This window comes from Bacillus paramycoides, assembly GCF_038971285.1.
GTDB lineage: Bacteria > Bacillota > Bacilli > Bacillales > Bacillaceae_G > Bacillus_A.
This window is the reverse complement of record NZ_CP152427.1, coordinates 1,126,450-1,143,612: the sequence shown is the minus strand read 5'-3', so window position 1 is coordinate 1,143,612 and position 17,163 is coordinate 1,126,450. Positions and strand designations below refer to the sequence as shown.

Genomic DNA, 17,163 nt, shown 5'->3' with positions numbered 1-17,163 from the left:
ATCCTCCTTTTTATCTCATAGTAATTATTATTTATTTAAAATTATTATAAACTAATTATTGTTCAAAACTAGTTCCTTGTCAACTATTTCTTTCATTTTTTTGGAAACAATTTCAGCTAAGCAATCGATAAATATAGATTGTGAATTTGGCATATTTGGTCTAAAATACGCAGCATTTATTTCATCAGTTACAACTTTACACTCATAATCGTTGTCATATAAAACTTCTAAATGCTCTGCGACAAAGCCAACTGGGCAATATACGAAAGATTCATATCCACGGTCTTCAAATAAATCTCTCGTTAAATCTTGCACATCCGGTCCAATCCATGGATCAGGTGTATTTCCGGCACTTTGCCAACCAATTGTATAATTTTGAATATTCGCAGCTGCTGCAATTAAATCCGCTGTACGCTGCAATTGTTCTACATAAGGGTCACCTGCCGCAATAATTTTTTCTGGCAAACTATGTGCTGAAAAAATTACGACTGCTTTCTCTTTATCTTCAATCTTTGTAAATGTTTCTTTTATTTGATCTGCCCAATACGAAATAAATTTCGGCTCATCGTACCATTGTTCAATTGGTTCAATAACTGGACCACCGATTTCTTCCGAAAGACGAATCGCACGGTCATTATACGCTTTAATGCTAAATGTAGAATAGTGCGGTGCTAATACGATACTAATCGCCTGCTCAATTCCATCTTTCTTCATTTCTTCTACTGCATCTTCTATAAATGGGGCAATATGTTTTAAGCCTAAGTAACAAGTAAATTCATACTCTGTAAATATATTATTCATAGAATCTGTTAATTTATGCGCTTGCTCTTTCGTAATTTTTGCAAGTGGTGAAATTCCGCCAATCGCTTTATAGCGCCCGATTAACTCTTGGAGTGCCTCTTCAGAAGGTTTACGACCGTGGCGAATATGTGTGTAGTACGCTTCTACATCATCTAATGATTCTGGCGTTCCATACGCCATTACGAGTAAACCTATTTTTTTCTTTGTCATCTATATAACACCTCAATTTTATAAATGAGAATCTTTTTCAAGAACATTTGTTTCCAATTATAACAACTAATAATAAGTACGTCAAAATAATTATTCTAAATAAGTATTTTTTCTAATATGATTTTGAATTTTATTTGACAATTTATTTAATAAAAAGCGACTTACGTAAAAGTAAGTCGCTTTTGTCCTATTCTTTAATGTTTACTCCATACTCTTTAAACCAAACATGAATTTGCGCTAAATGAGCTAAAAGTTGAGGGCCTGTCATTAATTGACCGAACCAAGGTGATCGAAATGCACTGCCGCCTGACTCAATTAATCCGCTTAGCTGCTCTTTATCAAACAGTTCGTGTAAAATTGATCCTTTATCCGTTAATAAATCTTGCAGCCATACTGTTACTGCTTTCGTATAGTGCGGATTATGTGTTTTCGGATACGGGCTCTTCTTTCTATATAAGATTTCATCTGGAAGTAATCCTTCTAACGCTTTACGCAATAGACCTTTTTCGCGATTTTTATACATTTTCATTTCCCAAGGAATATTCCACGCATATTCGACAAGTCGGTGATCCGCAAATGGAACGCGTACTTCTAAGCTTGCCCCCATGCTCATACGGTCTTTTCTGTCTAATAATGTTGTCATAAACCATACCATGTTCAAGTAAAATAATTGTCGTCTCTTTGCTTCAATTGGGCTTTCTCCCTCTAAAATAGGAACTTCTTGAATGGATTCTTCATAGCGCTGCTGTACATATTGTTGTAGGTTTAATTTATTTCTCCACTCTTTCTTTAACAGTTGTTCACGTGCTTCTGTAGAACGCATCCACGGAAATGCACTCGATTGTAAATCATCTTCTCTATAAAACCACGGATAACCACCAAATATTTCATCTGCACATTCCCCCGATAAACCGACGACAAAATCTTTTTTAATTTCACGACAAAACCATAATAATGACGAATCAATATCTGCCATACCAGGCAAATCACGAACGAGTACAGCTTCTGTTAAATACTGTGCTAATTGTTCATTTGAAATGACGCATCGATGATGAATCGTTTGAAACGTCTCCGTCATCAAATGAATAAATGGTGCATCTGAATTTGGCTGGAACGCATTCGCTTTAAAGTATTTGTCATTATCTTCATAATCAACAGAGTATGTGTGTAATTGTCCTTTTCCTGACTTTGCGTATTCTTTCGCAGCTATCGCTGTAATGGCGCTCGAATCTACACCACCTGATAGAAAAGTGCACAGTGGTACATCAGAAACGAGCTGCCTTGTAATCGCATCTTGTAATAAAAAGCGTGTTTTCTCTACTGTTTCTTCAAAGGAGTCTTCGTGCTTTTTGCTTTCTACATTCCAATATCTCCATATACATAAACCGTTCTTTGAAAATGTCATCGCATGACCTGGACGTAACTCTTTTATACTGGCATAAATACCGTGACCAGGCGTTCTAGATGGTCCAAGTCCAAATATTTCGGATAACCCTTCTAACGTTACTTCCGCCTTCACATCTGGATGCGCCAGTATCGCTTTTAATTCTGAACCAAATAGTAATCGCCCACTATCATATTTATAAAATAGTGGTTTTACACCTAGTCGATCTCGCGCAATAAACACTTGTTCTTTCTGTTCATCCCATACGGCAAAGGCATATATACCGTTTAAATGATCGACACATTCTTCTTTCCATTCAATATACGACGCTAATAGTACTTCCGTATCAGAATGACCTTTGAACGTATATCCCCTTCTTAATAGTTCCTTTCGAATATCTTCCGTATTATACAGTTCACCGTTATAGCAAATTGCATAATTCGTTTCATCTTTTAAACAAGTCATCGGTTGTTTCCCACCCTCAGGATCAACAACGATTAACCGTTTATGTCCAAATGCAACATTGCCTTTAATCCAAACTTTATTATCATCTGGACCACGCTTCGCTAACGTCTCAGCCATCTTCGTAACGACGTCCCGTTCTCCTTCTAATGAGCGTTTATAATCCACCCATCCTGTAATCCCGCACATATAAATCATCCTTCCATCTTATTTCTTTTCTTGAACGTGCAGTAATCCCCACCCTAAGAGTGCGGATTAAAAAATGAAAAACTTAACGATAACCTACTATCCTCATACGGAATAGCATTTTCACTCAGTAAAACGTGTTTTATTGTATGCCCACCTATGTCTAGATGTGTCTAGTTATAAAGAACGCATGAACTGTCTATAACAGAAATAACTACTTTTCATAAAGGAGAAATCGTGTATGATACAACGTAACCATATTTTATATAACCAACCTCGCGCTCATACAGTCGGTAATGTAGAATATATAAACAATGAATGGGTATTCTTTGATGATGAAAATGATGAAGCATTTTTATTAGAAGATATTGCCGGTGATGGCTTTGAAATTTTATATAACAACAACTGGCTACCAGCTCGTTTCTATGAACAAGATGTATTACAAATCGCCAACGAACAGCATCACCTGCAAAACGGTGAAATGATACGAATTCGAAAAAAATTACTTCTTAGCTATACGGAATGGCTTGAGGAGTTACCTGACTCTGCCTTTACATTATTAACGGAATCATTGCAATCCCTTCATTACTCTTTATATGATTGCATGTATTGTCATAATTATTTATCTTTCTTACCGAAAGAGGAGGCATGCGAAGGAGTAAATATTCTTTTATTTGATAACGAAGAGATGATTTGTACATTGCAGCACCATTTCGTTCGTCACGCTACGTCAAATAAAAATATGTTTCGTTTTACGAAAGTAAACGGAGAAGAGTTGCATATTGATGCGACATAAAGTGAAACTTTAATCAGCGGGGCAACCCCCACTGATTATTAACCTTCACCAATCAGGTATTTACGGGATAAAGTAAAAAACCACCTTATCTCCCAAGTCTTTGAGATCATAAGGTGGTTTTATTTTTTATTAAAATACTTGCCAGCCAATCGGTAATTTCAGTCCAAGGTAAAATACTGCTACTAGCGCAACAATAAATAGCCCCCAAACTGCCCCTGTTGCTTTGTTCTTGCTCATTTTCACAAGAACCATTTCCATTCCACCGATAACTAAAATACCAGCTATCATTTTTAAACCATACCACATGTGCATGTTACTTGTTGCAGTCTTCATAATCCCCATGTACAACATGAAACCTGTCACAATAATGATAATGTACATAAGGCGAAGCCCCATATGTACACCTTTACCTTTTCTTCCTGCTGAATAAAGTGAATACGCAACGAAGAATAAAATTAAACCTAACGCCCATGCTGTAATATGCATATGTACCATCGTATCCCTTACCTCCTCTTTTCACACTTTTTCACTCTATATGATAACATGTTCATTTATTTTCAGGAAATGTTTCGCTTTTTTACATTTAAATGATATAATATTTAGAGTATTTACAAACTTCTTGTAATAACAAAAGGGGGAACAATCATGATTCAAACTAAGGATATTATCGAACTTACAGACACATACGGAGCAAATAACTATCACCCACTTCCAATCGTTATTTCTAAAGCAGAAGGCGTTTGGGTAGAGGATCCTGAAGGAAACCGCTATATGGACTTATTAAGTGCATATTCTGCAGTAAACCAAGGTCATCGTCACCCAAAAATTATTAACGCTTTAATTGACCAAGCTAATCGTGTTACGTTAACTTCTCGTGCTTTCCATAGCGATCAATTAGGTCCTTGGTACGAAAAAGTTGCGAAACTAACTAATAAAGAAATGGTACTTCCAATGAATACAGGTGCAGAGGCTGTTGAGACTGCAATTAAAACAGCTCGCCGCTGGGCTTATGATGTGAAGAAAGTAGAAGCAAACCGTGCTGAAATTATCGTTTGTGAAGATAACTTCCACGGACGTACAATGGGTGCTGTTTCTATGTCTTCAAACGAAGAGTACAAGCGTGGATTCGGTCCAATGCTTCCTGGCATCGTTGTAATTCCTTACGGTGATTTAGAAGCGTTAAAAGCTGCTATTACACCAAACACAGCTGCATTCATTTTAGAGCCTATTCAAGGTGAGGCAGGAATTAACATCCCACCAGCTGGTTTCTTAAAAGAAGCTCTTGAAGTATGTAAAAAAGAAAACGTTTTATTTGTAGCAGATGAAATCCAAACTGGCTTAGGTCGTACTGGTAAAGTATTTGCTTGTGACTGGGACGGTGTAACTCCTGACATGTACATACTTGGTAAAGCACTTGGTGGCGGCGTATTCCCAATCTCTTGCGTAGCAGCAAACCGCGACATTTTAGGCGTATTCGAGCCAGGTTCTCACGGTTCTACATTCGGTGGTAACCCACTTGCATGTGCTGTTTCTATCGCAGCTCTTGAAGTGTTAGAAGAAGAGAAATTAACAGAGCGTTCTCTTCAATTAGGAGAAAAATTAGTTGGGCAATTAAAAGAGATTGATAACCCAATGATCACTGAGGTTCGCGGTAAAGGTTTATTCATCGGTATCGAATTAAACGAACCAGCTCGTCCTTACTGTGAACAACTAAAAGCAGCTGGACTATTATGTAAAGAAACACACGAAAACGTAATTCGTATCGCACCACCTCTAGTAATCTCTGAAGAAGATTTAGAGTGGGCATTCCAAAAAATTAAAGCTGTATTATCGTAATAATAGAGAGGTTGTCCTACACGTTAGGACAACCTCTTTCTTTTTATATTGATTTATATTAAAATAAAATTGTAATTTTCTGTATTTTAAATTCACAAAGGAGGTACGATATGTTATTGAGATACGGCAAACATATTAACTATTTAGCTACATCTTTTATTTTAGCTACATTCTTTAGCTTCCTGCTTCTCACAACTTTCCTTACTCACTACTTGACTTCTACTACATTCACACTACTGAAAGCATCCTTTTGGACTGCTGTTATTCTTACTATTATTGGTTTTGGACGAGAAAAAAGTGCACTTGCGGTTATGCTATTTGGCATTTGTACACTTGCATTAATTGGTCTTTATACCTTTTCCGTTATCGATTACCTCTATCACCCAAGACCATAGAAAAGAGCTATCTATTAATAAGATAGCCCTTTTCTTCATTTCACTACATTTCGCAAAGTACCAATTCCTTCTACTGTAACGACCACTTCATCACCCGCATGCAAAAACTTCGGTGGTGTGAAACCTTTTCCGACACCAGCCGGCGTTCCTGTTGCGATAATATCTCCTGGTTCTAACGTCATACCTTTACTTATCGTTGAAATAATTTCTTCTAGTGAAAAAATCATTTTATTTGTATTTGAAGTTTGTCTTATCTCTCCATTTACTACCGTTTCAATGTGTAACGCATTTGGCGTTTCAACCATTGATTTATGAATTAAATACGGTCCCATCGGACAAAATGTATCGAAACTTTTTCCAAGGAAAAATTGTTTATGCTTCCTTTGAATGTCGCGAGCAGTTATATCATTTATAATGGTGTAACCAAAAACATGCTCAAGCGCTTTTTCTTTTTTTATTTGTTTCCCTCGCTTACCGATGATAATAGCTAGTTCTCCTTCATAATCTAGTTCATTCGTTGCGTGGGGATGACTGTTAATTTTTTCATCCATTCCAATAACTGTCGTTGGCGCTTTCGTGAAGATCATTATATTTTCTGGAATTGACTCTTCTCCGCCCATTTCTATCGCATGCTCACGATAATTTTTTCCAACGCACAAAATATTCTTCCTTGGCCTTGGAATTGGTGCTAATATTTTCACCTCATTTAACGGATAATGCGCAGTTCCTTCATTTTCCTTCGCCCAATTTACAATATCACATATTTTTTCGAAACATTTGGTTCCTCTTTCAATACACTCTAACATTGTGATTGGAATCGTAACCTTTTCCCCTTTTTGCCTTTGCGCTTCTCTTAAGTGCAATACCTTCTCTTCCTCTTCATCCACAATACCTACAAATACCTTTTCATCTTTTTTCACCGTTACAAAACGCAATATTTCCACTCTCCATCCTAAAACTCATACCATTTAATTGTATTCGCATCCGTAAGAAAAAAACCTTCTCATACACGCTAATTTTTACAATATTCTTCTCATATCCTATTCGTTACTCCTATGCATTTGGCATAAAATGTAGAAATTTTACTTTTTTTAGCGAAGGCATTTCTTTTTTATGGTTTTTTTGTATAATATGTACTACATATATACTAAAAATTTCATTTAGAGATGGAGCCGATTTCAATGTTTGAGCAAGCGATTGAAAAAAAACGTGAAAAAATGATTTATTTTGCTGAACGCTACGGAATGACTTCTCAAAAAACAGTGGATTGTAGCCAGGAACTGGACAGGCTCTTAAATGTAATTTGGCATGTACATACGGATTTTCACCCTAATCAAACACTCGAAACACACACGCAATAACGTGTGTGTTTCTTTTATTTCAAAAAAACACACATTTTATTGAAAACGCCCATACAATAGTAGAAAAGAAAACTTTAAAAACGAAAGGTGTTTTGTATGCCAGCTATGGTCGGACATATTCGTATCGTCAATATTGGATCAAGTGGTATTTTTCATATTGGAGATGTATTTGCGATTAGGCCTATTAGTTATTCACGCGCTTTCGCTGGGGCCGGCTCTTTTAATGTTGGAGATAACGTTTCTGTCTACAATTATCAAAGTGCAACGACTGTTAATGATTCAGATGTCGTTGATCAAGCGATAATTGGTTCAACTTAAAGGGGGCGATTGTATTGAATTTTTACGTAAACCAAAGCATCATCATTAACAGCATCAGAATTGATAGCATTACAACCTCTTCTGTATTCCAAATTGGTACTGCTGGAAGTATTAAAGCTCTATCTAAATTCTCAAATACTGGCGGATTTACAGAGCCCCTTCGCCCATTACAGGCGAAAGGACAAATTATTTCTATCAAACCATCAACTAGTTCTTCTTAAGACATCCTTGTCATAAATATATAGCAGGAATATATTTACCCTCCCTATTGAAAAGGAGGTTTCACAAAATGAATCAAGATATATATACTTACTTACACCAACTTCAACAAGCTCTTCAAATACAACAAGCATCCATCCTGAATTTAGAGGATCAAGTGCGCCAACTACAAGAAGAGCTTAACGAATTAAAAAATCGCCCCTCCTCTTCTATAGGAAAAGTGGAATACAAATTCGATCAATTAAAAGTAGAAAATTTAAATGGGACTTTAAATATTGGTTTGAACCCATTTTCAGCAAAAGGCCAGCAAATCGAGGATTTTCAAGTTGATACAGAAACCTTGAAGGTCAATCCTGAAACTGAAACGAATCCAGACTTTTACCAAGGCATCCTCCAAGAAATGCATCGTTACTTAGATGAAGAAGCATATAGCCGAATTCTCCATTTTGAACAAGAAGAGAGAACGCCGCTCGATGAAATGTATCGACAAATGATGGTTGATGACATAAAAAAACAGATGGAGCATAGACTTCCTTATTATTTATCACAAGCGCAATCATATGAAGGGATTTCAACAGATCCAGATTACTTACGAGATATCATTATTCAAGCAATGAAACAAGATATCGACAAAGCATTTCTATCTTTTATTCAACACATACCGGGCAATTTCCGAAAGGAGTAAGTATGCATGAACCTTAACGTTGTAAATCATGAATTAAAAGTCGGACAGATTAAAATGAACGGTGTATCGTCGTCCGCACTCTTTTTAATTGGGGATGCGAATCTCCTCATTCTATCTTCAATTCTTGATACACCATTTGAAACTGTTACAGAGGGGCCATTTGTACCGTTAGTAACAGATGTCCCTCCTACTCCAGGTTAAGGAGACTGAGAAATTATGTTACATCATGTGTCTGTTGTCCAAAATGTTTCTATTATTTCTTTAGGAATTGCTGCCGTATTTCAAGTTGGAGATGCAAATCAAATGGAATTAAAAAGTAGAGCGCTTGCCGTACACAGGGAAATCCCTTGTTATATAAAAGACGAAGGTCGCTTAGATGCATTTGAAATCTTTACAGATGAACACGTCACAATCCCAAAGCGAACGACAGATGTAAAATTAAACATTGTAAATGAATGCCCTTTTATTGAAGTAAACAATGTTGAATTACGATCACTTTTAAATTCTGGTGGATTTCAAATCGGAAATGTTGATTATGTTTTTAATAACTCTCGTATTATGCAAATCCGCCAATATATTACGGATGAACCTTCCGCTCAATAATTCATATAGTAATTAAAAACTTAGTAAAGTAGGTGGATGGTATGCCTTCTGTTGTCGGAAATCTCGTCGTTCAAAACAGTAATGGTTCTTTTAATTTAGGGGATTTTTATAACGTGTCTCCGAAAGAAAATACGAAAGCTTATAATGGTTCCGGAGCTTCCAATGTTGGATTTGTCGTGAATACGTTTAACGGTGTTAGTGCAACAAATACGTTTGATTCTGATGTGGCCGATCAAGATCAAATTGGAACAGCATAAAAAAAGTAGGAGAATATCTCCTACTTTTTTTCTTTTACCTCATTATATTATCAAAAACTCCACTGTTTACTGTTTCATTTTATTTAAATGATAACCCGTTCTCCTCCAAAGCCTTTTTAAGCTTTGGCATAGACGCTGGTCCCATACCGTGCAGTTTTAAAATCTCTTTTTCACTATACTTTGAGAGTTCTTCTATCGTGTGAATTCCATGATGTTGCAGAGCATTTCGTGCTGGTGATGAAAGAAGTGAAAGAAAGCCTGTTTTTGGTTTCTTTTCTTCCTCACAAGTTGGGCAAGTTGGACAATCGCTACTTTTATAGTATTCATGTCCTTTTTCACACGTTCGTAACGTTTTTTCCGTTGCCATTTTCAAGTCCCTCTATTCTTCAATTTTTACAACATGGTTGCCATCAAAGAAGTATAAGCATTTCTCTTTCACAGGATGTTGTAAGCTTTTTTCAAGTGCCTTTGCATATAAAGAAAGCTGCACTTTATATCGATCTTCTAAAATTGGTTTCGCCTGATCGAATCCGCCTGGGAACTTCCCTTCAATCGTATCCGTTTTAAAGTCGATTAACGTGATACCGTCTTCTTCTTCAATCATACAGTCAATAACCCCTTGGACAAGAATTGATTCCCCGCTCTTTCCTTGCCAATCTTGATATGCTTCTTCTGCTGCAAGCATCATCGTAAATGGTACTTCACGCTCAACGCTTTTCGCCGCTAGTACTCTTTTACCTAGATCACTGTCAAAGAATGAAATGACTTTTTCGATTGCTATTTCTTCTGCTTGTTCGAATGTTAATAACTCTTTATTGACCATGCCATTAATTTGTTCCCGAATCACTTCTTCTGTAATCGGCTTCTTTAAATCGACATGCTGCATGACAGCGTGAACTGCCGTACCTCTTTCAGCGTACGTTAATCCTTTTTTCTCCATAAAACGAGGGCGTGTTTTAATTGGCGCACGCAGTTTTTTAATAAAGGCATTATCGCTACCTTCTTCAGATTGATAATTTCTCTTTATTTCTGTAACAGACTGTTTCGCACGATGAGATGTTGCTTCCTCATATCCGTACTTCCACATTAATCTGTCATACACTTCTTCTTTTCGTTCACTTTGCAGGGGAACAGCTTTTTTCTCACGAAGCGCTTCTAATAATTCTTGTTTCTCTTCTTGAACCGGTTCTGGCGCGAGTAACGTGTTACCGTCAACAACTTCTACTTTCCAGCTCGTGTCGTATCCATAAATTTCACCTGGAATGCTCCCTTGTCCTAATTCAAGAAGCATTTCACTATCACGATGTCTATATAATGAAGGTGCAATCCAGTCTAAATAACAAGACGCTCCGGCACGTATATGGTCTGGTAATAACCATTCACTATGCTCCCTCGCATCAAGCCATTTTTCCATTTCCTTATTTGCATCCTTCACTGTTCCAATTAAAATTAGCTTCTCTTTTGCACGAGTTAACGCTACGTATAATACGCGCATTTCTTCCGCAATTAATTCCATCTTCATTTTACGCTTAATCGCAAGTTGTGATAATGTCGTATATTTAATTCGTTTACGAGGATCGATAAACTGTGAACCGAAACCGAAGTCTTTATGCAGTAAGAAACGTTTCATTAAATCTTGTGTGTTAAAACGGCGACCTAACCCAGCTACGAATACGACTGGGAACTCTAGTCCTTTACTTTTATGAATCGTCATAATGCGAACGACGTCTTCTTGTTCACCTAAAGCTCTTGCCGTACCCATATCATCACCGCGTTCTAAAATACGTTCAATAAAACGTAAGAAGCGGAATAATCCTCTAAACGATGTTGCTTCATATTGTCTTGCACGGTCATATAGTATGCGTAAGTTTGCTTGCCTTTGCTTTCCAGCTGGTAAACCGCCAACGAAATCGTAATAACCTGTCTCACCGTACACTTTCCAAATTAAATCAGAAAGTGACTGTTGGCGTGCGAATTCACGCCATCCTTGTAGTAAGTTATAGAACCACTCTAATTTATCGTGTAGTTCTTGTTCTTCTTCAAGCGGTGCCCCTTTTAAGAATGAGCTCATCACTTCATAAAACGAGCCTTTTTTCCCGTGAGCACGAAGCGTTGCAAGTTCTTCATCATTTAATCCAACAATTGGTGAACGAAGCACTGCTGCAAGCGGAATATCTTGCATCGGATTATCGATCACGCGGAATACGTTCATCATTATATTTACTTCTGTCGCTTCAAAGTAACCAGTCGCAAGATCAGCGTATACTGGAAGTCCTTGCAACTTTAACTCTTCCATAATTTGCGGCGCCCACGGCATAGAGCGAAGTAAAATAACGAAGTCACGGTATTGTACAGGGCGCATACTATCCGTTTTACGGTCATACACTTCATAACCTGAATCAACCATCGCTTTAATACGCTGCGCCATAAGTCGAGCTTCAAGCTGAGCTTTTTCTACTTCGGCACCTTCTTCACCGTCTGGCACTTCTTCTTCCGTTTGCTGAATACATAGTAGTTCAGCCGCTACATCTTCACCTTCTGGATAGCTAGCACCTAACTTTAATTCAGCGTCAGCATCGTAGTCGATTTCTCCGACTTCTTCGCCCATAATTTGTTTGAAGATAAAGTTCGTACCTGCTAACACTTCATGACGACTACGGAAGTTTTTCGCTAAATCAATCTTCATTCCGCCGCCTAATCCTTCTTGTGTGAAGCGTTTATACTTTCCTAGGAATAAGCCTGGTTCTGCTAGTCGGAAACGATAAATCGACTGCTTTACGTCACCTACCATGAATAAGTTTCCTTCACTCTCAGAATCTTTCGTTACGAATTTAATAATCGATTCTTGTACGAAATTCGTATCTTGATATTCATCGACTAATACTTCAGCAAATTTATTGCGATATTGGAGCGCTACTGCTGACGGATTCATTTCACCATTTTCACTTTGTTCGCTTAAAATTTGTAAACAGAAATGCTCTAAATCTGTGAAATCGACCATTCCTTTATCTCGTTTCATCGCTTGGAAACGCTCTGTAAATACTTTTACAAGTTGAACAAGCTTTTCTAATACAGGATGCATATCTTGAAAATCTCGTAAGAAACTTTCAGGTTTGCGGCTAAATAGCTCTTCTTGTAATTTCTTCACTTCATCTTTCGCTTTATTACGAAGAGAGTCTACTTGTTTTACAACATCTTCATTGTAATCACTTTTCTTAATACGCTTTAACGTTTGCCATGATACGTTTTGCATCGCTTCATATACGCTTGTCCACGATTCACGAGCGGCTGATGATAACGTTCCAAGTAAAGCTAAATCTGCTTGCAATGTTTCAACGCGAGGCGCTGGACCGTCAGGAAGCATTGCGAGTTCCGTCGCTTTACGAATATGCTGTTCCGCTGTTTCAAGCTGGAATTTCACATCTTCTAATAAGTAAGAAGCATACACTAAATCTTCAATTGTCTTTCCTTCTACGTCATATGCTTCTACTAATTTATCGAGCCATTTTTCCGGATTTGGATGCGCTCTTGATTCTGTATGAAGCGCTAAAATCATACGCTGTAAATCATCGTCACTACGGTCACTTGTATAACGGTCAACGAGTTCAAAGAATATCGTATTATCTTCAATTCCATACTCTTCTTCTAATATGTCATCTAGCACTTCTTCTTTTAACAATTCATTTTCCGTTTGATTCGCAATGCGGAAACGAGGATCAACATCAAGCATGTAATAGTATCCTCTAATTACTTGTAAACAAAAGGAATGGATCGTCGAAATAGAAGCTTTATTTAATAGGCTCAGCTGCTTTCTAATGTGCTGCGAGCCTGGCTCATCAATTAATACTTTTTCTAATGCTTCCCCAATTCTGTTTTTCATCTCTTGCGCCGCTGCATTCGTAAATGTTACAACGAGCAGGCGGTCGACATCGACTGGATTTTCTTCATTTATAATCTTTTTAATAATACGTTCAACTAATACTGCTGTTTTCCCTGAACCAGCTGCTGCCGCGACTAAAACATCACGTCCGTTCGCTACAACGGCTTTCCACTGGTCATCTGTCCACTGACTACCTTCTGGTTTTTTAGGCCAATTTTCTATCATTCTCCGCCAACCTCCTCTCTAATTTTCTCCATCGCTTCGCTATCTTTCATATCTTTTAGCGTACGGAATTGGTTATCTTCAAGTGATTCATCGAACTGACAAACAGATTTGAAGTTACAGAACGTACACGCCGCTTTATTCCCTTTTTTATAAGGGGCAATATCAATCACGCCTTCTGTAATGTCTTTTCCGATATTTTCAAACGAATGGTGTACGTATTTTTGAAGTACGTTAAACTCTTGTTCACTTGCAATACTCGAACGCGCACTAAAGCTTCCGTCTTTTTTCAGACCAGCAGAAATAATATCAGAGCTTCCTGTAGAAAGTTTGTTATCCATTAAACGAACAACGTCAGCATCTCCTAGCACGAGTCCTTTCATTTTAAATTTCTTTAAAATTTCTTTCTCAATTTCCGCTTCAGATGCGTCACCTTTCATCTCAACAATCGGGTTATGAATATGGAAGTACAGTACACCAGCCGGTGAAGCCGTGCCGCCTTTTTTCATCCACGTATGTGCATTTGAAGTAACAACATCTAAATACGTTAACATTTGAAGTGCTAATCCGTAATACACTTCCGTTAAGTCTAACGCTTTTGAGCTTGATTTATAATCAATAATACGTAGGAACGTACCGTTTTCATCTTCTGCCTTATCTACACGGTCAATACGGCCAACTACTTCCATCTTCACACCATTTGGTAATGAGAATTCCATCGGCGGAAGTGATCCTGTACCGCCCATACCGAATGGTACTTCTAAATCAACTGGTACGAAACCACTTGATTTCGCGTGCTCACGAAGAATGATTGACGTACGGAAAATGATTTGTTGTAGTTTTTGTTTTAAATAGAAATGACGGTTTGAACTTAATAAAATTTGTCTTTGTAATAACGGTGCAATCTCTTCTATTACTAAAATAGAAAGATGCTCACACTCTTTTATTGATAAATCCGCCCAAGTACGATTTTCACGTAATAGCCTGTCTGCAATTCTCTTCAGCGCTGCATGGAATAATTCACCGATATCTGGCGCATCCAGTTTGAAAATATCACGCTCTCTTAATGATAAACCGTGCTGCGCGAAATGAGCGTACGCACAACGGTTAAATAATTCCATACGAGAAACGCTTCCTTTTATTTTATCTCCGTATAAATCTCTACTTACAGCTGTACTTAGCTTTTGCGCACGATTTCGATAGAATAAGCTTGATAATACGCGGCTACTTTTTTGCTTCCATTCATCTGAAGTAACGTAGAAATTATATACATCCCACCAAAAATCTAAATTCCCTTCAAATCCATATCGCTTCCACGTTTGAAGTTGCTGCATTACATATGACAACGTTACTTCTGGCGTTGCTACATATGAAATTTGTTCCGAACGTGATAAATCATTTACGTCATTCGTAATAAATGTATCTTTCACATCAGGGAACATTCTTTTTATTTTCTTAATAAAGCTAGAAGCAAGTAACGTCTTCCCTTCCTCATCTGCAAGCGGGCATGAAATGTATAATTTCTCAGTTGCTCTCGTTACCATTTGGTACATAACGAACTGTTCTTCTAATAAAGTTTGTCTCGTCGTTGGTGCTAATTCGATACCTGCAGCACTAAGAACGTCTCTTTCCTCATCAGAAAGCATCCCTTCATCCATCGGTGCTGCTGGAATCACACCTTCATTCACACCAATGACAAATGTTGCTTTCACATTTGATAATCTAGAACGATCAATATTTGCAATTAACACTTGATCTAATGACGGTGGAATGTTGGCAAATTGAAGTGCCTCAAGTCCTGTAGACATAACGTCGGTGAACATAGAAAGTGACATTTTTTCTTCGCCAAGCATCTCAACGAACGTATCAAGAAGACTCATTACCTCTTCCCATACTTGTTCATGATCTGTCGCAAATAAGAAATCTCCACTCTCTTCTGCACGAATACGTAATGCTTCTAGTTTTTTCGGAACGTCCAGCTCTTCTAAAAATAAGTAAACAGCTTCGCACATTTGCATAACTGTTCCCGCACGCTTCAATCTTTTTTGCATACGAATAACTGGCGTTCTTACAACGTCGCGCAATCGATTTATTTTCTCTTCCATTTCACGTTCACTGTCTGTAATCATCCCGTCCGTATCGTCAAGAGAACGATAGCGACGATACATCCATGGATCTTCAGAAGTCCATCTCTTCCCTTGTACACCGTACGCTAAACAGTAGTTTTCAAACTCATCCATCTCTTCACGCATCGTTTCTTTTCTTACGTCTAATGGATATAAAAGCTCTGTTTTCACGCAGCGGAACACTGCATCATAACGCCAATTTCCCCTAATAATCTCGAGTGCAGAACGAATGCATTCTACTAGTGGATGATGTGACATAGGGCGCTTTTCATCGATGAAGTGCGGGATATTATAATCTGTAAATAGCGTTCGCATTACATCGTAATAACTTTCCCCGTTACGAAGAAGAACCGCAATATCTCGGTAACGATAGTCTTCACCTGCCACAAGCCTACGAATTTCACGAGCAACGCCTTCTACTTCCGCTCGTAAATTCGCGGCTGTGCTAATCGTTACACTTGCTTCTCCGTGAAACTTTTCATTTGGTCGTGCTTCGTAGTGCGCTTCTAAATGCGCTAATGATTGCGAATGAAAACGCGGCTGTTCCATAAGTGGAATCGTTTTTTCAATTTCTATCTTCTCTTCACGTGCTACTTGTTTTATTTTTTCATATGTTAACGTCGTTTCATAAAATAAATCTAGTTCATTTACTGGCTGCGCTAACGTTTTTTCATCTAGCGTTAACGTGATTGTAACTCTCGCGCCGCAAATCATAAGCTGTCTTACAATTTCTAGCTCTTGCGGTGAGAATGAATGAAATCCATCTATATAAATTTCAGCCCCATTTACATATTCAGACTGCGGAAGCTTTTCTACTAGCAATTGTAGGTAGTCTTCTGAATCTAAATATTTTCCGATTAAAGCACGCTCGAAATCATCATATAGTAGTTGTAAATCATACACTTTATTCGCTAATAGCTTTTGTTCGGCACTGCTACTATGCGCATCTAATTGTTGCCACATTTCATATACGTTCGATGGCGTCACGTTGTAACGTTTAAACTCTGCAATCATACTACCAAGATGTTCAAAGAAACCGTTTTGCTCCGCTGCTTTTTGGAACACCGATAATCCATCTTTACGAGACTCTACAATTTTACGAAGTAACATATGTACGCCCGCTTCATCAATGTGAAGACGACTCGCTCCGCCGACTTCTTGCAGTACCTTCCACGCTAACCGTGAAAAACTAAAAACTTGTGCCCGAATAGAACCTCTAACATCCTCACTACCAATTAACGCCTGCTGCGTTTGGAATGTCATCTGTTCTGGCACAAGATATAATAATGTTTCCCCTCTTGGACGCTGCTTTAACTCTTCTTGCACTTCGTGTAAACAAAGTGTACTTTTTCCACTTCCCGCTCTACCAATCACAAATCGAAGTGACATGTAACCCCACCTTTCACTTACATAACGAACGTT

At 37.9% G+C, this 17,163-nt stretch carries 17 protein-coding genes; 10 read left to right on the top strand and 7 right to left on the bottom strand.

The window, feature by feature from the left end; all coding sequences use genetic code 11:
- Positions 1–51: 51 nt before the first annotated feature.
- A complete protein-coding gene (hemH, locus tag AAG068_RS05895; protein WP_342718529.1) occupies positions 52–1,011 on the bottom strand; it encodes a ferrochelatase in 960 nt (319 codons plus the stop codon).
- Between the two features lie 187 nt (positions 1,012–1,198).
- Positions 1,199–3,046 (bottom strand): asparagine synthase (glutamine-hydrolyzing), encoded by a 1,848-nt coding sequence (asnB, locus tag AAG068_RS05890; RefSeq protein WP_342718528.1) that lies wholly within the window; start codon positions 3,044–3,046, stop codon positions 1,199–1,201.
- 238 nt (positions 3,047–3,284) lie between these two features.
- On the opposite strand from asnB, the gene AAG068_RS05885 reads away from it, so the two are divergent.
- Positions 3,285–3,839 (top strand): DUF2777 domain-containing protein, encoded by a 555-nt coding sequence (locus tag AAG068_RS05885; protein ID WP_342718527.1) that lies wholly within the window; start codon positions 3,285–3,287, stop codon positions 3,837–3,839.
- 129 nt (positions 3,840–3,968) lie between these two features.
- On the opposite strand, the gene AAG068_RS05880 is transcribed toward AAG068_RS05885, so the two are convergent.
- Positions 3,969–4,334 carry a YisL family protein gene (locus AAG068_RS05880; protein WP_000233490.1) on the bottom strand — a complete coding sequence of 122 codons (366 nt, stop codon included), beginning with the start codon at positions 4,332–4,334 and terminating at the stop codon, positions 3,969–3,971.
- Between the two features lie 150 nt (positions 4,335–4,484).
- Between AAG068_RS05880 and rocD the strand changes: the two genes are divergently transcribed.
- Both rocD and AAG068_RS05870 read left to right on the top strand, forming a co-directional pair.
- The gene (rocD, locus tag AAG068_RS05875; RefSeq protein WP_000616655.1) at positions 4,485–5,675 is read left to right on the top strand and encodes an ornithine aminotransferase; all 1,191 of its coding nucleotides are present in this window, start codon (positions 4,485–4,487) and stop codon (positions 5,673–5,675) included.
- A gap of 110 nt (positions 5,676–5,785) precedes the next feature.
- Entirely contained in the window at positions 5,786–6,070 is a 285-nt protein-coding gene (locus tag AAG068_RS05870; protein ID WP_342718526.1) for a hypothetical protein, read from the top strand.
- A 35-nt stretch (positions 6,071–6,105) separates the two neighbouring features.
- Here AAG068_RS05870 and AAG068_RS05865 read toward each other — a convergent pair whose 3' ends face one another.
- The gene (locus tag AAG068_RS05865) at positions 6,106–7,005 is read right to left on the bottom strand and encodes a fumarylacetoacetate hydrolase family protein (RefSeq protein ID WP_342718525.1); all 900 of its coding nucleotides are present in this window, start codon (positions 7,003–7,005) and stop codon (positions 6,106–6,108) included.
- Positions 7,006–7,251: 246 nt separating this feature from the next.
- On the opposite strand from AAG068_RS05865, the gene AAG068_RS05860 reads away from it, so the two are divergent.
- The 7 genes from AAG068_RS05860 (at position 7,252) to gerPF (ending at position 9,513) form a co-directional block, all read left to right on the top strand.
- A complete protein-coding gene (locus AAG068_RS05860) occupies positions 7,252–7,431 on the top strand; it encodes an aspartyl-phosphate phosphatase Spo0E family protein (protein WP_000462846.1) in 180 nt (59 codons plus the stop codon).
- A gap of 96 nt (positions 7,432–7,527) precedes the next feature.
- Complete coding sequence (gene gerPA, locus AAG068_RS05855) at positions 7,528–7,749, top strand: spore germination protein GerPA (protein ID WP_001111188.1); 222 nt, start codon at positions 7,528–7,530, stop codon at positions 7,747–7,749.
- Positions 7,750–7,763: 14 nt separating this feature from the next.
- Positions 7,764–7,970 carry a spore germination protein GerPB gene (gene gerPB, locus AAG068_RS05850; protein WP_087957704.1) on the top strand — a complete coding sequence of 69 codons (207 nt, stop codon included), beginning with the start codon at positions 7,764–7,766 and terminating at the stop codon, positions 7,968–7,970.
- A gap of 68 nt (positions 7,971–8,038) precedes the next feature.
- Positions 8,039–8,653 carry a spore germination protein GerPC gene (gerPC, locus tag AAG068_RS05845; RefSeq protein ID WP_342718523.1) on the top strand — a complete coding sequence of 205 codons (615 nt, stop codon included), beginning with the start codon at positions 8,039–8,041 and terminating at the stop codon, positions 8,651–8,653.
- 6 nt (positions 8,654–8,659) lie between these two features.
- Complete coding sequence (gerPD, locus tag AAG068_RS05840; RefSeq protein ID WP_342718522.1) at positions 8,660–8,854, top strand: spore germination protein GerPD; 195 nt, start codon at positions 8,660–8,662, stop codon at positions 8,852–8,854.
- Positions 8,855–8,869: 15 nt separating this feature from the next.
- Entirely contained in the window at positions 8,870–9,256 is a 387-nt protein-coding gene (locus tag AAG068_RS05835; protein WP_342718521.1) for a spore germination protein GerPE, read from the top strand.
- 41 nt (positions 9,257–9,297) lie between these two features.
- Entirely contained in the window at positions 9,298–9,513 is a 216-nt protein-coding gene (gerPF, locus tag AAG068_RS05830; RefSeq protein WP_001141566.1) for a spore germination protein GerPF, read from the top strand.
- Between the two features lie 79 nt (positions 9,514–9,592).
- Here gerPF and AAG068_RS05825 read toward each other — a convergent pair whose 3' ends face one another.
- From AAG068_RS05825 to addB, 3 genes are read right to left on the bottom strand one after another with little or no spacing between them, the layout of a single operon-like run.
- A complete protein-coding gene (locus tag AAG068_RS05825; protein ID WP_342718520.1) occupies positions 9,593–9,880 on the bottom strand; it encodes an RNA polymerase alpha subunit C-terminal domain-containing protein in 288 nt (95 codons plus the stop codon).
- A gap of 12 nt (positions 9,881–9,892) precedes the next feature.
- On the bottom strand, positions 9,893–13,618 hold the full coding sequence (gene addA, locus AAG068_RS05820) for a helicase-exonuclease AddAB subunit AddA (RefSeq protein WP_342718519.1): 3,726 nt from the start codon (positions 13,616–13,618) through the stop codon (positions 9,893–9,895).
- The gene (gene addB / locus AAG068_RS05815) at positions 13,615–17,130 is read right to left on the bottom strand and encodes a helicase-exonuclease AddAB subunit AddB (RefSeq protein ID WP_342718518.1); all 3,516 of its coding nucleotides are present in this window, start codon (positions 17,128–17,130) and stop codon (positions 13,615–13,617) included. The genes addA and addB overlap by 4 nt, the downstream gene beginning before the upstream one ends.
- Positions 17,131–17,163 lie beyond the last annotated feature (33 nt).

Coding starts and splice junctions, on each gene's coding strand:
- addA (WP_342718519.1), bottom strand. CDS start 13,618: ATGATAGAAAATTGGCCTAAAAAACCAGAAGGTAGTCAGTGGACAGAT.
- AAG068_RS05825 (WP_342718520.1), bottom strand. CDS start 9,880: ATGGCAACGGAAAAAACGTTACGAACGTGTGAAAAAGGACATGAATAC.
- gerPA (WP_001111188.1), top strand. CDS start 7,528: ATGCCAGCTATGGTCGGACATATTCGTATCGTCAATATTGGATCAAGT.
- AAG068_RS05880 (WP_000233490.1), bottom strand. CDS start 4,334: ATGGTACATATGCATATTACAGCATGGGCGTTAGGTTTAATTTTATTC.
- AAG068_RS05860 (WP_000462846.1), top strand. CDS start 7,252: ATGTTTGAGCAAGCGATTGAAAAAAAACGTGAAAAAATGATTTATTTT.
- AAG068_RS05835 (WP_342718521.1), top strand. CDS start 8,870: ATGTTACATCATGTGTCTGTTGTCCAAAATGTTTCTATTATTTCTTTA.
- gerPF (WP_001141566.1), top strand. CDS start 9,298: ATGCCTTCTGTTGTCGGAAATCTCGTCGTTCAAAACAGTAATGGTTCT.
- AAG068_RS05885 (WP_342718527.1), top strand. CDS start 3,285: ATGATACAACGTAACCATATTTTATATAACCAACCTCGCGCTCATACA.
- AAG068_RS05870 (WP_342718526.1), top strand. CDS start 5,786: ATGTTATTGAGATACGGCAAACATATTAACTATTTAGCTACATCTTTT.
- gerPD (WP_342718522.1), top strand. CDS start 8,660: ATGAACCTTAACGTTGTAAATCATGAATTAAAAGTCGGACAGATTAAA.
- hemH (WP_342718529.1), bottom strand. CDS start 1,011: ATGACAAAGAAAAAAATAGGTTTACTCGTAATGGCGTATGGAACGCCA.
- addB (WP_342718518.1), bottom strand. CDS start 17,130: ATGTCACTTCGATTTGTGATTGGTAGAGCGGGAAGTGGAAAAAGTACA.
- rocD (WP_000616655.1), top strand. CDS start 4,485: ATGATTCAAACTAAGGATATTATCGAACTTACAGACACATACGGAGCA.
- gerPC (WP_342718523.1), top strand. CDS start 8,039: ATGAATCAAGATATATATACTTACTTACACCAACTTCAACAAGCTCTT.
- asnB (WP_342718528.1), bottom strand. CDS start 3,046: ATGTGCGGGATTACAGGATGGGTGGATTATAAACGCTCATTAGAAGGA.